Consider the following 13,016-nt stretch of genomic DNA (forward strand, 5'->3'; position numbering starts at 1 on the left):
CCTGAAATACCGGTTTTTCTGAATCACGATAGGAACTTAGCTTAGCTGTCGATAAGCTCTGGTTCCTAAGCCCCTAATTCAATAGCTGCTTGCGCAGGCGGGGTATGCGCAAACAGCCTAAAAAACCAAAAAAATCGACGCGCGCAGCGCAAGCCAGCCAGATCAAGCAGAACGTGAAGCTGTTGGTGAACGAGCGGTAGAACCAGCCAGTCTCAGGCATGGCTAACAGTCCTCAGGTCAAGTACCCAAGGGCCCAGTGAAGCGATGGCCCGTCAGAGCGCCCAGCTCTGATCCGCTCCCGACCCTTGGGCAACTTTCTTTGGTGACTTTCTTTTTTTGCCAGAAAAGAAAGTTACCCCCCGCCGGGCAGGCGCTCAGCACTAAAACCACAGAAGAACCCGCCAAGCCAAAGGCAATCAACAAACGACGCAGCGAAAAACCGTTAGCAGTTACGATTTTTCAATAAAAAGTGCCACCAGCACTTGTCCCGTGTGCACAGCTTGCTATTATTTTTGAAACCAGGCGCGTCAAGCCTTTTGCGCCTTGTCGGCTTCCGTGGTGAACGCATCGGCAAAGAATTCCTCAACCGGCAGCCCCGCCAGCGCGCTGAAGTCGTCGCGCGCCGACTCGACCACGATGGGCGCGCCGCAGGCATACACCTGGTGGCCCGAGAGGTCGGCAAAGTCCGCCAGCACGGCCTGGTGCACAAAGCCGGTGCGGCCCGTCCACTGGTCTTCCGGCAGCGCGTTTGAAATCACCGGCACATAGCGCAGGTTCGGCATGTCGGCCAGCCTGGCCAGCATCCAGTCGTTCATGTACAGGTCGGCCGGGCGCCGTCCGCCCCAGTACAGCACGGTCGGGCGCGTGATGCGCTTGAACTGCATATGCTCGATGATGGCCTTGATGGGCGCAAAACCGGTGCCGGACGCCACCATCACGATGGGCTTGGCGCTGTCTTCACGCAAAAAGAAGCTGCCGTAAGGCCCCTCGATGCGCAGGATTTCCTTTTCCTTCATGGCGGCAAACACGTGGTCGGTGAACTTGCCTCCCGGCGTGTGGCGGATGTGCAGTTCAATGCCGGGCGTCTCCAGCTGGGTATAGGGCGCATTGGCCATCGAATACGCGCGCCGGTCGCCGTCACGCAGCAAGAACTCGACATACTGGCCGGCGTGGTACTTCATCGTGTCGCTGGCGGGCAGCTGCAGGCGAACGACCATCACGTCGGGCGAGACGCGCTCCAGGCTGGTCACGCGCGCTGGCATCTTGCGGATCGGAAAGGCGCTTTCGTCGGTCACCTGGCGCGATTCGAGCACCACGTCGCTGTGCGCCACGCCGCAGCAGGTCAGGATGAAGCCGTTGGCTTCTTCCTCGGCCGACAGCGCCTTGGACTGGTGGGGGCCGTGTGTCACCTGGCCTTCGAGCTTTTTGCATTTGCACGAACCGCAGGCGCCGTCCTTGCAGCCGTAGGGCAGGCCGATGCCTTGGCGGATGGCGGCGGCCAGCAGGGGCTCGCCGGCATCGGCGCTAAAGCTGCGGCCGCTGGGCAGCACGTTCACGTTGAAACTCATATTCGGTATCCTTGGGCGTTCTGTTATCCATTACCTGACCGGGCTGGTTTCCCAGCAGCACCCAATTTTGCCTTCAAACCTGAATCCCCTTGGCGCGCTGCCTGCGCGCTTTCGCCGCCAGCGCGTGCTCATCATCGGTTGCGGCGACGTCGGCCTGCGCGTGGCCCGGCAGTTGCCGCCCCGGATCAAGGTCATTGCGCTGACGTCGTCGCCAGAGCGGCTGCCGGCCCTGCGCCGGGAGCGCATCACGCCCTTGCTGGGCAACCTGGACGAGCCGGCCACACTGCGCCGGCTGGCCGGACTGGCGACGCGCGTGGTGCACCTGGCGCCGCCGCCCGGCCACAACCCGAACTGGCGCGATGATCCGCGCACCCTGGCCCTGCTGCGCGCGCTGCGGCTGCGCAGCCTGCCAGAGGCGCTGGTGTACGGCTCGACCAGCGGCGTGTATGGCGACTGCGCCGGCGAGCGGGTCGATGAAACCTGGCGCCTGAGCCCGAACACGCCGCGCTCGCAGCGCCGGGTACATGCCGAAGGCCAGGTGCGGCTGCTGGGCCGCGCCACCGCAACGCCTGCGCATATCCTGCGCATTCCCGGCATCTATGCCACCGACCGCGAAGGCGGCACGCCGCGCGGCCGGCTGCTCAAGGGAACGCCGGTGCTGCGTCATGAAGACGACGTCTACACCAGCCACATCCATGCCGACGATCTGGCGCGCGCCTGCATCGCGGCGCTGTGGCGCGGCAAGCCGCAGCGCATCACCAACGTCTGCGACGACACGCGCTTGCTGATGGGCGACTATTTCGACCTGGCGGCCGACCTGTACCACCTGCCGCGTCCGCCCCGCGTGGCGCGCAGCGCGGCCAACGAGCAGTTGCCGCTGATGCTGCTGAGTTTCATGAGCGAATCGCGCCGGCTGGACAACCGGCGCATGAAAACCGAACTCCGGCTGGCGCTGCGTTATCCGACCGTCAGCGACGGCTTGTGCGGCTTGAAAGCCTAAAGCCGGCCCCTTGATCCGGTGCAGTCCGCCAGATCCGGCCTGGCCTCGGAAAATATAGCCTTTTAGCCATTTTGCGCATACTCCGTGTGCGTCTACAGCTATAGAATAAAGAGCATCGAGCGACGACTCCAGCCCCTTATGGGTTGGCGTGGCCGGCCAGCCGCAGGTTTTGCAAAACGGCCCAAAAGGCCTGCAGCGCCCAAAGTGCGACAATATTGAGCTAAATGACATCATCCTTTTCGAACCTTTCGCTGGCAGAACCGCTGGCACGTGCCGTAGCCGAAATGGGCTACGAAACCATGACCCCCATCCAGGAACAGGCCATTCCGGTCGTTCTGCTGGGCAAAGACGTGATGGGCGCCGCCCAGACCGGCACCGGCAAGACCGCCGCGTTCACGCTGCCGCTGCTGCAGCGCATGATGAAGCACGAAAACGCCTCGACCTCGCCGGCGCGCCATCCGGTGCGGGCGCTGGTGCTGCTGCCCACGCGCGAACTCGCCGTGCAGGTGGCCGAGCAGGTCAAGCTGTACGCCAAGTACACCAACCTGAACAGCGCGGTGGTGTTTGGCGGCATGGACATGAAGCCGCAGACGCTGGAGCTCAAAAAAGGCGTCGAGGTGCTGGTCGCCACGCCGGGCCGCCTGCTGGACCACATCGAGGCCAAGAACACGGTGCTCAACCAGGTCGAGTACGTGGTGCTCGACGAGGCCGACCGCATGCTCGACATCGGCTTTTTGCCCGACCTGCAGCGCATCCTGAGTTACCTGCCCAAGCAGCGCATCACCTTGCTGTTTTCGGCCACGTTCTCGCCCGAGATCAAGCGCCTGGCGTCGAGCTTCCTGCAGGACCCGGTGACGATTGAGGTGGCGCGCTCCAATGCCACCGCCTCCACGGTCGAGCAGCATTTCTACAGCGTCGGCGCCGACGACAAGCGCCGCGCGCTGCACCAGATCCTCAAGGCGCGCGGCATGAAGCAGGCGTTTGTTTTTGTCAACAGCAAGCTCGGCTGCGCCAAGCTGGCGCGCTCGCTGGAGCGCGAAGGCCTGAAAACCACCGCGCTGCACGGCGACAAGAGCCAGGACGAGCGGCTCAAGGCGCTCGAAGCATTCAAGAGCGGCGAGGTCGATCTGCTGGTCTGCACTGACGTGGCCGCGCGCGGTCTGGACATCAAGGACGTGCCGGCGGTGTTCAACTTTGACGTTCCGTTCAACGCCGAAGACTACATCCACCGCATTGGCCGCACCGGCCGCGCCGGGGCCTCGGGCCTGGCCGTGAGCTTTGTTGCCAGCAGCGACCAGCGCCTGGTGGCTGACATTGAAAAGCTCATCAAGACCAAGATCGACATCGAGCCGCTGGAGTTTGAGGAAGACACGCCGCGCATCAGCGAGCAGGGCCGCATCAACGACGGGCGGCGCATGTACCGCGAAGGCGACGAGGGCAGGGCGCCCGAGCCGCGCGCCCCCCGGGAGCACACCGAGCGCCGGGAGCGCCGCGAGTTCACGCCGCACCGCCAGCCCGCCGCGTCGCGCGACCCGTTTTTTGACCGGCCTTACGAGCCCGGCGCGCCGGCTGAATCGCTGCCTTCGTGGGAGGCGTCGTCCAAGGCCAATCCTGCGCGCAACGGCGTGTCGGCCAACATCAAGCCGAAGAAGAAAGTCGCCGCGCTGTTCAAGGCTTCCTGACATGGCCTGGGCGACGGGACGTGGACTGCGGTCTTGGTCAGCCCGGTCGCCGTTGGGGTCCTTGTCCACGATGCCCGTAGTGGCTGCCCGGTGACTGGCTTTTCCAGCGGCTGTACGATAGTCAAATGACGGTTGCTCCCCCCTCCCGGCTCCAGGCGCTGGCTGCGCTTGGGCTGTCCACGCTCCAGAAAATCTACCGCCCGCTGTGGCGCGCGCTGAACCAGTGGGTCGATGCCGATGGCCTGCGCATGAGTGCGGCCATGTCGTTCTACGGCATCCTCAGCCTTGCGCCGCTGCTGGTGCTGCTGGTGGCCGTCATGGGCTGGTGGCTGGATCGCACTTTCATCGAGAGCAGCCTGATTGCGCAGATTTCCAGCGTCGTCGGCGAGCAGGGCGCGCAGGTGATCGAGCAGGCCATGGCCAGCGCCCAGGAGCCGACCGAAGGCATCACCGCCTCGCTGCTTGCCTTTGGACTGCTGCTTTCCGGCGCGACCGGCGTCTTCGCGGAACTGCAAGATGCGTTTGAACGCGTGTGGCGCCAGGGCAGCGGGGAAACGCCCCAGCAGAAGTGGTGGTACGGCGCGAGCCTGCGGCTGCGCGGCGTCGCCTACATCCTGGCGCTGGGATTCTTGCTGCTGGTGTCGCTGGCCGTTTCGACGTTCACTAACTTGATCTCAAACTGGGCGGGAACCTACCTGCCGCTTGAACACGTGGTCTGGGTGCTCAACGAGGTGGTGTCGATTGCCTTTTGCGTCGCCCTGTTCCTGGGGCTGATGCGCATGAATTCGGGCCCCAAGCCCGCCTTGCGCTTCCTGGTGATGGGTTCCGTGGCCGGTGCCATCCTGTTTCAGGTCGGCAAGTACCTGATGGCCTATTACCTGTCCACGGCGGCAGTCGTGTCGGCATACGGCGCGGCCGGCTCGCTGGTGGTGATCCTGATGTGGATTTATTTCTCGTCGGGCGTGCTGCTGCTGTCGGCCAGCATGGCGCGTGCCTGGGCCGACGAGGCTGCGCTGGCTGAGAAAGAGAAAGAGAAAAAGAAAGAGGCGGAGTCGGCTGCGGCGGCGTAGCGGGGAGAGGTCTGCCGGTTCGGCCTGGCATTGATGGTTCGCCGTGCCAGCAGGAACCCATGCTGCTGGATTCTCATTTACCCGGCTTTTGCGCCTGCTCGCAGTCCACCTGAATCAACTCGTAGGCCCCGTCAATGCCGAGCCGTGCGGCCGTCAGGCATCCGCCCCAGACACAGCCGGTGTCCAGCGGCAAGGTGTTGTTTCGCAGGCCGGCATGCCGGTGGGCGTCGGCCACCAGCGTGGACCAGTGCCCGAACGTGACCAGTGTGTCCTGCGTTGCCCGTCCCGGGACTTCGAACCACGGCAGATAGCCTTCTGGCGCGCTGCCGGCGCCTTCATTGCTGCCGAATTCCATCGCCCCTTGCGGCGTGCAAAACCGCAGGCGCGTCAGCGCGTTCACGATCACCCGCAGCCGGTCTGCGCCTTGCAGCTTATCGCTCCACTGGCAGGGTGTATTGCCGTACATGGCGCTTAGAAAGCCCTTCAGGTCAGGCCCGCGCAGTGCCTGCTCGACTTCCCCGGCCAGCGTCAAGGTTTGCGCCGCGCTCCACTGCGGCAAGACGCCGGCATGCACCATCAGCCAGCCGTGGCGGTGCATGGCCATGGCGCGGTGGCGCAGCCAGTCCAGCAGTTCGTCGCGGTCCGGCGCCTGCAGGATGTCCTTGACCGTGTCGTGGTGGCCCGGCGGGCGTACGCCCTGCCACAGCGCCAGCAGGTGCAGGTCATGGTTGCCCAGCAGGCACTGCGCGGCATCGCCCAGTGCCATCAAGCCGCGCAAGGTGCCCAGCGAGTCAGGCCCCCGGTTCACCAGGTCGCCCAAAAGGTAGAGGGTGTCGCGGCTCGGGGAAAAGTCAAATTTCTCCAGCAGCCGCTGAAATGGGGCATTGCAGCCCTGAAGGTCGCCGATACAGTAAAGTGCCATGGTCAATATTCTGCCTACGGATCCATGGACTTTCTTCTCATCATTTTCCTGACGCTGCTCAATGGCGTTTTTTCCATGTCCGAACTGGCCCTGGCCTCCAGCCGAAAGGCCAGGCTGAACGCGATGGCCGAGGCCGGCGACAAGGGCTCCCGCGCCGCGCTGGACCTGCTCACCAATCCCACCCAGTTCCTGTCGTCGGTGCAGGTCGGCATCACCTCGATCGGCATGCTCAACGGCATCATCGGCGAGGCCGCATTCAGTGACGACGTGTCCGTGTGGCTGCAGACCTTTGGCGTATCCGTGCGGGCGGCCGATATCTCGGCCACGGCGATCGTCGTGGCGGTGATCACCTACGTCACCATCGTCTTTGGCGAACTGGTGCCCAAGCGCATTGGCCAGTTGTATCCCGAAATCGTGGCGCGGCTGGTGTCGCGGCCCATGATGTGGGTGGCGGCCGGCGCCAAGCCCTTCGTCTGGTTGTTGTCGGTCAGCACCCAGGCCGTGCTCAAGCTGCTGCGGGTCGACAACAGTGCCGGCCGCGCCGTGACCGAAGAGGAAATCGCGGCCAGCCTGGAAGAGGGCGTCGATGCCGGGCTGATCGAGGCGCACGAGCACCAGATGGTGCAAAACGTGTTCACGCTCGACGAACGCCGGCTGACGTCCATGATGCTGCCGCGTGCCAGCATCGAGTGGCTTGATGCCTCGGACACGCTGGTCCATGCGATTGCCAAGGCCGGTGCCAGCGGCCACTCCTGGTATCCGGTCTGCCGGGGCAGCCTGGACGATGTGGTCGGCGTGGTCAATGTGGCCAAGCTGCTCGCCCAGCACGGCCAAATTCAGCCGGCATCGTCCAGCGAGGCTTCCAATCTGGTCCTCATGGTGGCCGACCGCATTGGCTCTTATGCCGTTCCGGCCGTGTTCGTTCCGGAAACGCTGAGCGGCATGGAACTGCTGGAGCAGTTCCGCGCCCGCTCCACCCGCATCCTCTTGGTGGTCGATGAATACGGCGTGGTGCAGGGCTTGATGACGCCCATGGACATGCTGGAGGCCATCACCGGTGAGTTGCAGACCGGCACCACCCAGGACGCCTGGGCCACCCGGCGCGAAGACGGCAGCTGGCTGATCGACGGCCTCATGCCCGTCTCCGAGCTGAAGGCGCGGCTTGACATCAGGGATTTGCCGGAAGAAGACCGTGGGCGCTACAACACCGTGGCCGGCCTGCTGCAGTCCGTTTCTGGCCATTTGCCGTCCACCGGCGAGCGCATTGCCTGCGCCGGCTGGCAGTTCGAAATCGTCGATCTCGATGGCAAGCGGATCGACAAGGTACTGGTTACCGAAACCAGTTAACCATTTCTAGCTTCGTCAACGCCCTGGCCGGCAAGGCGCTGCCCGTCTACGGCGACGGCATGCAGGTGCGCGACTGGCTGTACGTCAAGGACCATTGCAGCGCCATCCGCCGCGTGCTCGAAGCGGGGCGGCTGGGCGAGGTCTACAACGTCGGCGGCTGGAACGAAAAGCCCAACATCGAGATCGTGCACACCGTCTGCGCCTTGCTCGACGAGTTGCGCCCCAAGGCCGACGGCACGCCCTACAGCACCCAGATCACGACCGTCAAGGACCGGCCCGGCCACGACCGCCGCTACGCCATCGACGCCAGCAAGATCGAGCGCGAACTTGGCTGGCGGCCTGCCGAGACGTTTGAGTCCGGCATCCGCAAGACCGTGCAGTGGTATCTCGCCAACCCCGAATGGGTCGCGCATGTGCAAAGCGGCGCCTACCGCGACTGGGTGCAGACCCAGTACGCAGTGACGGCCGAGGCATGAAATCCTGCTGCTCGGCAAGAACGGCCAGCTCGGCTGGGAACTGCAACGAAGCCTGGCCCCGCTGGGTAACCTCATCGCGCTGGACCGGCACAGCCCGGATAGGCCCTGGTGCAGCCGCAAAACGCCGGCCTTTACCATCTGGCCGCCAGCGGCGAAATCACCTGGAATGGTTATGAAAAACACGTGATTACGCAAGCAGAACGGGTGCAGCCAGCTATTAAAATAGTAGCAAATGAAGTCGCCTGCATACCCACCAGCGCGTTCCCCGCGCCCGCGCGGCGGCCGCACAACTCGCGGCTGAACACCGCCAAGCTGCAGACCACCTTCGGCCTGACGTTGCCCGCCTGGCAGCAGAGCGTGGAAAGCATGCTGGCTAAATATTGTGAAGTTGACTCGCGAACCCATGCTCGAATTAAAATATGACCTTTCTGGTCAGAATAAGGAATCAAGCATGCAAACCTGGCAAATGCAGGAGGCCAAAGCGCACCTGTCGGAGTTGATTCAGCGGGCGAGCCAGTTGGGGCCACAAGAGATCACGGTGCATGGCCGATCGGTGGCCGTGGTGTTGTCGCGCGAAGCTTTTGACCGCCTGGCCGGTGCTGACCAGTCGCTGGTAGATTTCATGCGACGTTCGCCCTTGTATGGCATGGAGGAGGTGAACCTTGACCGTGACACGAGCCTTACGCGAGAGATAGCACTGTGAGCTATCTTCTTGACACCCATGTGTTGTCTGAATTGCGCCGCAAGACGCCGCACCCTGGCGTGGTGGACTGGTTTTCGCACCGGCCCGCCGCCACCCTCTACCTGAGCGTGCTAACGCTCGGTGAATTACGCAAGGGCATTGAAACCCTTGCAGACGCCTCACGCCGCCTGGCGTTACTGGACTGGCTTGAGTCTGACCTCCCCAGCTTTTTTACCGGGCGCATTCTTCCGGTTGATCTGCCTGTGGTTGACCGCTGGGGACGCCTGGTTGCCCAAGCCGGACGTCCTTTGCCGGCTATTGACAGCCTGTTGGCCGCCACCGCACTACACCATGGCCTGCGCCTTGTTACATGCAATGAACGTGATTTTGATGTGCCGGGTCTGGAAGTCATTAACCCTTGGAACCTGTGAAACACTTTCCCCCCAAGACTCAACGCAAAGGCATCATCCTCGCAGGCGGCTCCGGTAGCCGGCTGCACCCGGCTACGCTGGCCATCAGCAAGCAGTTGCTGCCGGTGTACGACAAGCCCATGATTTACTACCCGCTCAGCACCCTGATGCTGGCCGGCATTCGTGATGTGCTTTCCCGTTTTGCTCCTTCCCGCCTTTGGGGGAAGGCCGGGATGGGGGCCATCGCAGGGGCGACCCAGGCATGGCGTTCAGACGGTCTTGCCAGAATTGGCCAAGAATTTTGTGCTGCGGCTTTCTCTCGACGTCCGCCGGCCCCCATCCCAGCCTTCTCCCAGCGGGGGAAGGAGCCATGCAGGCTTGAAGAGACGGCCTTGTCCTTATTTTACCTTTTAAAATTCTCTCCGTCTTCACGCAGCCGCTCATTTGGGCGGCTGTGGTTTTCTGCTGGCGTTGTGGTGGTGGCGCGGGTATCCTGGGGCTTGCTTTAGTTCCTCGTCGGTTTGATTGGCACTAGACACCGCAAAAATCTGCTGGTATTACGATCTGCCGTACGGTAGTATCCTGGCATGAATACCTTGACCATCAAAATACCGCCGCAGCTTGAGCAAGAAATTGTGCTGGCCAGCGAGCGCGAGCACCTCAGCAAGTCAGAGCTGGTACGACGCGCCTTGGTGGCTTACATCAGCCAGCGCAATGCGACTGTGCCCACCCTGTCGGCGCTGGAGCAGGCCGGTGATCTGGTGGGCTGCTTCAGCGGCGGACCCTCCGATCTTTCCTCAAACCCCCATCACCTGGATGATTTTGGCCGCGTATGAGCAGCCATCTGATTCTCGATACCGGCCCCTGGGTGGCCCTGCACTGCCGGGATGATTCGCACCATGCCTGGGCAAAAGTCCAGTTCGCACAACATGCTGGGCCTTTTCTGACATGTGAAGCGGTGGTTGCCGAAACCTGCTTTCTGTTGGCGCGTTCAGGGTTTGATCCCGGCAAGGCCCTGACGCTTATCGAGCGAGGTGTCGTCAAGGTGGCCATGTCGCTGGCCGATCAAGCATCTGCAGTGCGCGCCCTGTTTGAACGCTACGACAACGTGCCCGCGTCTTTGGCCGATGCGTGCCTGGTTCGCATGTCGGAACTTTATGACCCGTGTCGGGTGATAACGCTCGACAGTGATTTCCACATCTATCGTCGCCATGGCCGAAAGGTGATCCCGGTCTTGACACCGCGCCCCTGAGACCCGTAGGCCAGGTTAGCCGCAGGCGTAACCTGATATTTTTGTCACTCAATCGAAGGTGTCTGCTTACGCTTCGCTAACCCGAGCTAGCCGTGCCTTGTGGCTCACAGGGTGTAGTTAGTTATTTTTTAATTACCCAGCTTCCCCGTTTTCTCCTGCCCGCCTTTGGGGTAAGGGTCAAGAAAATTTGAAAATCAGGCCTTGTTTTACCTTTCCAAAATTCTCTCCATCTTCACGCAGCCGCTCATTTGGGCGGCTGTGTTGTTTGTGCTGTCGCTGGGACTTTGGTGGTTGCGGCATCGGGCGTCTGCCCGGTGGTTGATGCTGGCCGCTTTGGGCTGGACGGCATTGGTGGGCTGGTTGCCGCTGCCCGAAGCGCTGCTGCGCGAGCTGGAAAATCGCCATCCAGCACCCGTGGATGTGGGCTGCCGGGCAGTTGCAGGCTTACACCGGTGTGGTGGTGCTGGGTGGTTCGCCGGAACGCCTGAAAGCTTCAGTAACGCTGCTGCGCCAGCACCCGCACTTGCGGCTGCTTTTTACCGGAGGTGATGGCAAGTGGTGGGCCAGCGGCCCTACTGAAGCAGACCAGGCCGAGGCGTTTTACAAGCGCATGGGCGTGTCAGCTGATCGTTTGGCTTACGAGCGCGCATCGCGCACCACTTATGAAAACGCTGTGCTTGGCGCGGCAGTGCCGGGTGCTGACATCAAGCCGCCCTGGCTGCTGCTGACGTCAGCCCGGCACATGCCCCGGGCGCTGGCCATTTTTAAGGCAGCAGGCTGGCATGTGGCGCCATACTCGGTGGATTACCGCAGTGTGGGGTCTCCACGCTGGACGGATTATTCGCTGGCACGCGGTGCTGTGCGCTGGCAGCTGGTGCTGCATGATGGGATGGGGCTGGCCGCTTATTCAGTGGCAACTCGGCTGTCGTTGCAGTCTTGAGATTGCAGGAATTCAGCCGTCGATACCCAGGATTGCTTTCAAGTCCTTGAGCAACAAGAACAAGTGGAATGGGTCTGTCTCGCTGGGCTCAAATTCCCATTTCAGATACCACTGACGAGCAGCGTCATCCTTGGCATGGACAAGCAGTGCACGGATGCCTGCGATGTCTGCCGCCTGGGCGCAACGCAACAGGGCATCCTTGAGCAACGCACGTCCGAGCTCCACCCCCTGATGCCTGCACGTCTCGACCGACGGGGTCTACGGCTCCTTGGGCGCCACCGACCCGGCCTTCACCGAAACCCACCGCTACGACCCTAACAGCCCCTACAGTGCCAGCAAGGCCGCCAGTGACCACTTGGTGCGCGCCTACCACCACACCACGAGTTGCGCCCCAAGGCCGACGGCACCCCCTACAGCGCCCAGATCACCACCGTCAAGGACAGACCCGGCCATGACCGGCGCTAAGCCATCGACGCCAGCAAGATCGAGCGTGAACTGGGCTGGAAACCGGCGGAGACCTTCGAGTCCGGCATCCGCAAGACCGTGCAGTGGTACCTGGCCAACCCCGAGTGGGTCGCCCATGTGCAACGCGGCGCCTACTGCGACTGGGTGCAGACGCAATACGCTATACGCTATACAGCCCGCGGGCTTCGTTTAATGTAATATGCCAATGTGTTATTACATCAGGAGGTTTGTATGACCATTACTGCCAAACTTTTCATGAGCGGCCGCAGCCAGGCCATCCGTCTGCCGGCGAAACTGCGTCTGGATGCCAAGGAAGTTCGTATCGAGCAAGTGGGCAATGCCCTTTGGGTACAGCCCGAGCCTTCGCCGGACCAGAGCATGGCTGATTGGCTAAGGAGTTTTTATGCGGCGACCGAGCCCTTGCCCGATACGTTTCTCGCCGAACGGAATGACAGTCCGCCGCAAACGCGCGACTGGTCTTGATCTTCGTTATGCGCCGGACACTGGATACCAACATTTGCAGCTACGTTCTGCGTCGCCGACCCGCTTCCATGGTCGAGCGTTTCGCAGAGTTAGACCGTGGGCAGCTCTGGCTGTCTGCCATCGTGGCGGCAGAACTGCGCTTTGGTGCAGCAAAGCTTGCATCCGTCCGCTTTTCTGCCACGGTTGAAGCCTGGCTGGCCGGGTTTGAGGTGCGCCCGTGGCCTGCGGAGGCCACCCAGCATTACGCCAGGATCCGTGCTTCGCTGGAACGGGCCGGGCAGACTATCGGCGGCATGGATCTGCTGATTGCCGCACATGCTATGGCCGAGGACTCGGTACTGGTGACCAACAACGCGTGTGAATTTCTGCGCGTGCCCGGGCTGGCCGTGGAAGAGTGGAATCTGAACCCATGAAAATCCTGCTGCTTGGCAAAAACGGCCAGCTCGGCTGGGAGCTGCAGCGCAGCCTGGCCCCGCTGGACGCCCGCACAACTCGCGTATGAATACCGGCAAGCTGCAGACCACCTTCGATTTGTTATAGCAGAGGAACCAACCGCCTGGCGTTGCAACGATCACCGACCCGGCTCAAAATCGGATGAAGCAACTTCTTTTCTGTAAATTTCCGAGATTCGGTTTTGGGTGTGTTGGCGGTTGGCGGTTGGCGGTGCTCAGGATTTCATGGACAGGTAGATTTTTGCGGTCATCCATTCCTCATCTTGT

The 13,016-nt window shown here is 62.3% G+C and carries 15 protein-coding genes and 3 pseudogenes; 15 read left to right on the forward strand and 3 right to left on the reverse strand.

Translation table 11 applies throughout. The features are described from left to right. Window positions 1-527: 527 nt before the first annotated feature. On the reverse strand, window positions 528-1,568 hold the full coding sequence (locus tag ACP7AD_RS18015) for a CDP-6-deoxy-delta-3,4-glucoseen reductase (RefSeq protein WP_426149139.1): 1,041 nt from the start codon (window positions 1,566-1,568) through the stop codon (window positions 528-530). A gap of 67 nt (window positions 1,569-1,635) precedes the next feature. On the opposite strand from ACP7AD_RS18015, the gene ACP7AD_RS18020 reads away from it, so the two are divergent. From ACP7AD_RS18020 to ACP7AD_RS18030, 3 genes are all read left to right on the forward strand, one after another. Then, complete coding sequence (locus ACP7AD_RS18020) at window positions 1,636-2,568, forward strand: NAD-dependent epimerase/dehydratase family protein (RefSeq protein ID WP_426149138.1); 933 nt, start codon at window positions 1,636-1,638, stop codon at window positions 2,566-2,568. Window positions 2,569-2,792: 224 nt separating this feature from the next. Beyond that, window positions 2,793-4,250: a DEAD/DEAH box helicase gene (locus ACP7AD_RS18025; protein ID WP_426149137.1), complete on the forward strand. Its 1,458-nt coding sequence runs from the start codon at window positions 2,793-2,795 to the stop codon at window positions 4,248-4,250. Window positions 4,251-4,375: 125 nt separating this feature from the next. Next, complete coding sequence (locus ACP7AD_RS18030) at window positions 4,376-5,320, forward strand: YihY/virulence factor BrkB family protein (protein WP_426149136.1); 945 nt, start codon at window positions 4,376-4,378, stop codon at window positions 5,318-5,320. Window positions 5,321-5,393: 73 nt separating this feature from the next. Here the strand turns inward: ACP7AD_RS18030 and ACP7AD_RS18035 are convergent, their stop codons facing one another. Next, complete coding sequence (locus ACP7AD_RS18035) at window positions 5,394-6,242, reverse strand: symmetrical bis(5'-nucleosyl)-tetraphosphatase (RefSeq protein WP_426149135.1); 849 nt, start codon at window positions 6,240-6,242, stop codon at window positions 5,394-5,396. A 24-nt stretch (window positions 6,243-6,266) separates the two neighbouring features. Here ACP7AD_RS18035 and ACP7AD_RS18040 point away from each other — a divergent pair, with 24 nt between their 5' ends. From ACP7AD_RS18040 to ACP7AD_RS18080, 9 genes and pseudogenes are all read left to right on the forward strand, one after another. Next, on the forward strand, window positions 6,267-7,589 hold the full coding sequence (locus tag ACP7AD_RS18040) for a hemolysin family protein (RefSeq protein WP_426149134.1): 1,323 nt from the start codon (window positions 6,267-6,269) through the stop codon (window positions 7,587-7,589). A 14-nt stretch (window positions 7,590-7,603) separates the two neighbouring features. After that, window positions 7,604-8,065, forward strand: a pseudogene (locus ACP7AD_RS18045) (dTDP-glucose 4,6-dehydratase); the annotation flags it as partial. A gap of 108 nt (window positions 8,066-8,173) precedes the next feature. After that, a complete protein-coding gene (locus tag ACP7AD_RS18050) occupies window positions 8,174-8,488 on the forward strand; it encodes a sugar nucleotide-binding protein (RefSeq protein WP_426149133.1) in 315 nt (104 codons plus the stop codon). A 28-nt stretch (window positions 8,489-8,516) separates the two neighbouring features. After that, the gene (locus ACP7AD_RS18055; RefSeq protein WP_426149132.1) at window positions 8,517-8,768 is read left to right on the forward strand and encodes a type II toxin-antitoxin system Phd/YefM family antitoxin; all 252 of its coding nucleotides are present in this window, start codon (window positions 8,517-8,519) and stop codon (window positions 8,766-8,768) included. After that, window positions 8,765-9,178, forward strand: coding sequence for a type II toxin-antitoxin system VapC family toxin (locus ACP7AD_RS18060; RefSeq protein WP_426149131.1), 414 nt, complete (start codon window positions 8,765-8,767; stop codon window positions 9,176-9,178). Before ACP7AD_RS18055 ends, ACP7AD_RS18060 begins: the two co-directional genes overlap by 4 nt. Then, window positions 9,175-9,351, forward strand: a pseudogene (locus ACP7AD_RS18065) (sugar phosphate nucleotidyltransferase); the annotation flags it as partial. The gene ACP7AD_RS18060 and the pseudogene ACP7AD_RS18065, both read left to right, overlap by 4 nt. 393 nt (window positions 9,352-9,744) lie before the next feature. Continuing rightward, the gene (locus ACP7AD_RS18070) at window positions 9,745-9,993 is read left to right on the forward strand and encodes a hypothetical protein (protein WP_426149130.1); all 249 of its coding nucleotides are present in this window, start codon (window positions 9,745-9,747) and stop codon (window positions 9,991-9,993) included. Continuing rightward, entirely contained in the window at window positions 9,990-10,409 is a 420-nt protein-coding gene (locus ACP7AD_RS18075) for a type II toxin-antitoxin system VapC family toxin (RefSeq protein ID WP_426149129.1), read from the forward strand. Before ACP7AD_RS18070 ends, ACP7AD_RS18075 begins: the two co-directional genes overlap by 4 nt. 418 nt (window positions 10,410-10,827) lie before the next feature. Beyond that, entirely contained in the window at window positions 10,828-11,349 is a 522-nt protein-coding gene (locus tag ACP7AD_RS18080) for a YdcF family protein (protein ID WP_426149128.1), read from the forward strand. Between the two features lie 12 nt (window positions 11,350-11,361). Here the strand turns inward: ACP7AD_RS18080 and ACP7AD_RS18085 are convergent, their stop codons facing one another. Continuing rightward, a complete protein-coding gene (locus ACP7AD_RS18085) occupies window positions 11,362-11,574 on the reverse strand; it encodes a hypothetical protein (protein ID WP_426149127.1) in 213 nt (70 codons plus the stop codon). 10 nt (window positions 11,575-11,584) lie between these two features. On the opposite strand from ACP7AD_RS18085, the pseudogene ACP7AD_RS18090 reads away from it, so the two are divergent. The 3 genes and pseudogenes from ACP7AD_RS18090 to ACP7AD_RS18100 all read left to right on the forward strand — a co-directional run. Continuing rightward, a pseudogene (locus ACP7AD_RS18090) lies at window positions 11,585-12,012 on the forward strand (GDP-mannose 4,6-dehydratase); the annotation flags it as partial. A 33-nt stretch (window positions 12,013-12,045) separates the two neighbouring features. Then, the gene (locus tag ACP7AD_RS18095; RefSeq protein WP_426149126.1) at window positions 12,046-12,297 is read left to right on the forward strand and encodes an antitoxin; all 252 of its coding nucleotides are present in this window, start codon (window positions 12,046-12,048) and stop codon (window positions 12,295-12,297) included. A gap of 8 nt (window positions 12,298-12,305) precedes the next feature. After that, window positions 12,306-12,710: a PIN domain-containing protein gene (locus ACP7AD_RS18100; RefSeq protein ID WP_426149140.1), complete on the forward strand. Its 405-nt coding sequence runs from the start codon at window positions 12,306-12,308 to the stop codon at window positions 12,708-12,710. The last annotated feature ends 306 nt before the right edge of the window (window positions 12,711-13,016 follow it).

The sequence above is a fragment of the Polaromonas sp. DSP2-3-2b2 genome (assembly GCF_049895905.1).
GTDB lineage: Bacteria > Pseudomonadota > Gammaproteobacteria > Burkholderiales > Burkholderiaceae_C > Polaromonas.

Bases quoted from the DNA above. Each gene is read 5' to 3' on its own strand.
- ACP7AD_RS18100 (WP_426149140.1), top strand. From the start codon at position 12,306: ATGCGCCGGACACTGGATACCAACATTTGCAGCTACGTTCTGCGTCGC.
- ACP7AD_RS18015 (WP_426149139.1), bottom strand. From the start codon at position 1,568: ATGAGTTTCAACGTGAACGTGCTGCCCAGCGGCCGCAGCTTTAGCGCC.
- ACP7AD_RS18025 (WP_426149137.1), top strand. From the start codon at position 2,793: ATGACATCATCCTTTTCGAACCTTTCGCTGGCAGAACCGCTGGCACGT.
- ACP7AD_RS18030 (WP_426149136.1), top strand. From the start codon at position 4,376: ATGACGGTTGCTCCCCCCTCCCGGCTCCAGGCGCTGGCTGCGCTTGGG.
- ACP7AD_RS18080 (WP_426149128.1), top strand. From the start codon at position 10,828: ATGTGGGCTGCCGGGCAGTTGCAGGCTTACACCGGTGTGGTGGTGCTG.
- ACP7AD_RS18040 (WP_426149134.1), top strand. From the start codon at position 6,267: ATGGACTTTCTTCTCATCATTTTCCTGACGCTGCTCAATGGCGTTTTT.
- ACP7AD_RS18035 (WP_426149135.1), bottom strand. From the start codon at position 6,242: ATGGCACTTTACTGTATCGGCGACCTTCAGGGCTGCAATGCCCCATTT.
- ACP7AD_RS18095 (WP_426149126.1), top strand. From the start codon at position 12,046: ATGACCATTACTGCCAAACTTTTCATGAGCGGCCGCAGCCAGGCCATC.
- ACP7AD_RS18075 (WP_426149129.1), top strand. From the start codon at position 9,990: ATGAGCAGCCATCTGATTCTCGATACCGGCCCCTGGGTGGCCCTGCAC.
- ACP7AD_RS18055 (WP_426149132.1), top strand. From the start codon at position 8,517: ATGCAAACCTGGCAAATGCAGGAGGCCAAAGCGCACCTGTCGGAGTTG.
- ACP7AD_RS18070 (WP_426149130.1), top strand. From the start codon at position 9,745: ATGAATACCTTGACCATCAAAATACCGCCGCAGCTTGAGCAAGAAATT.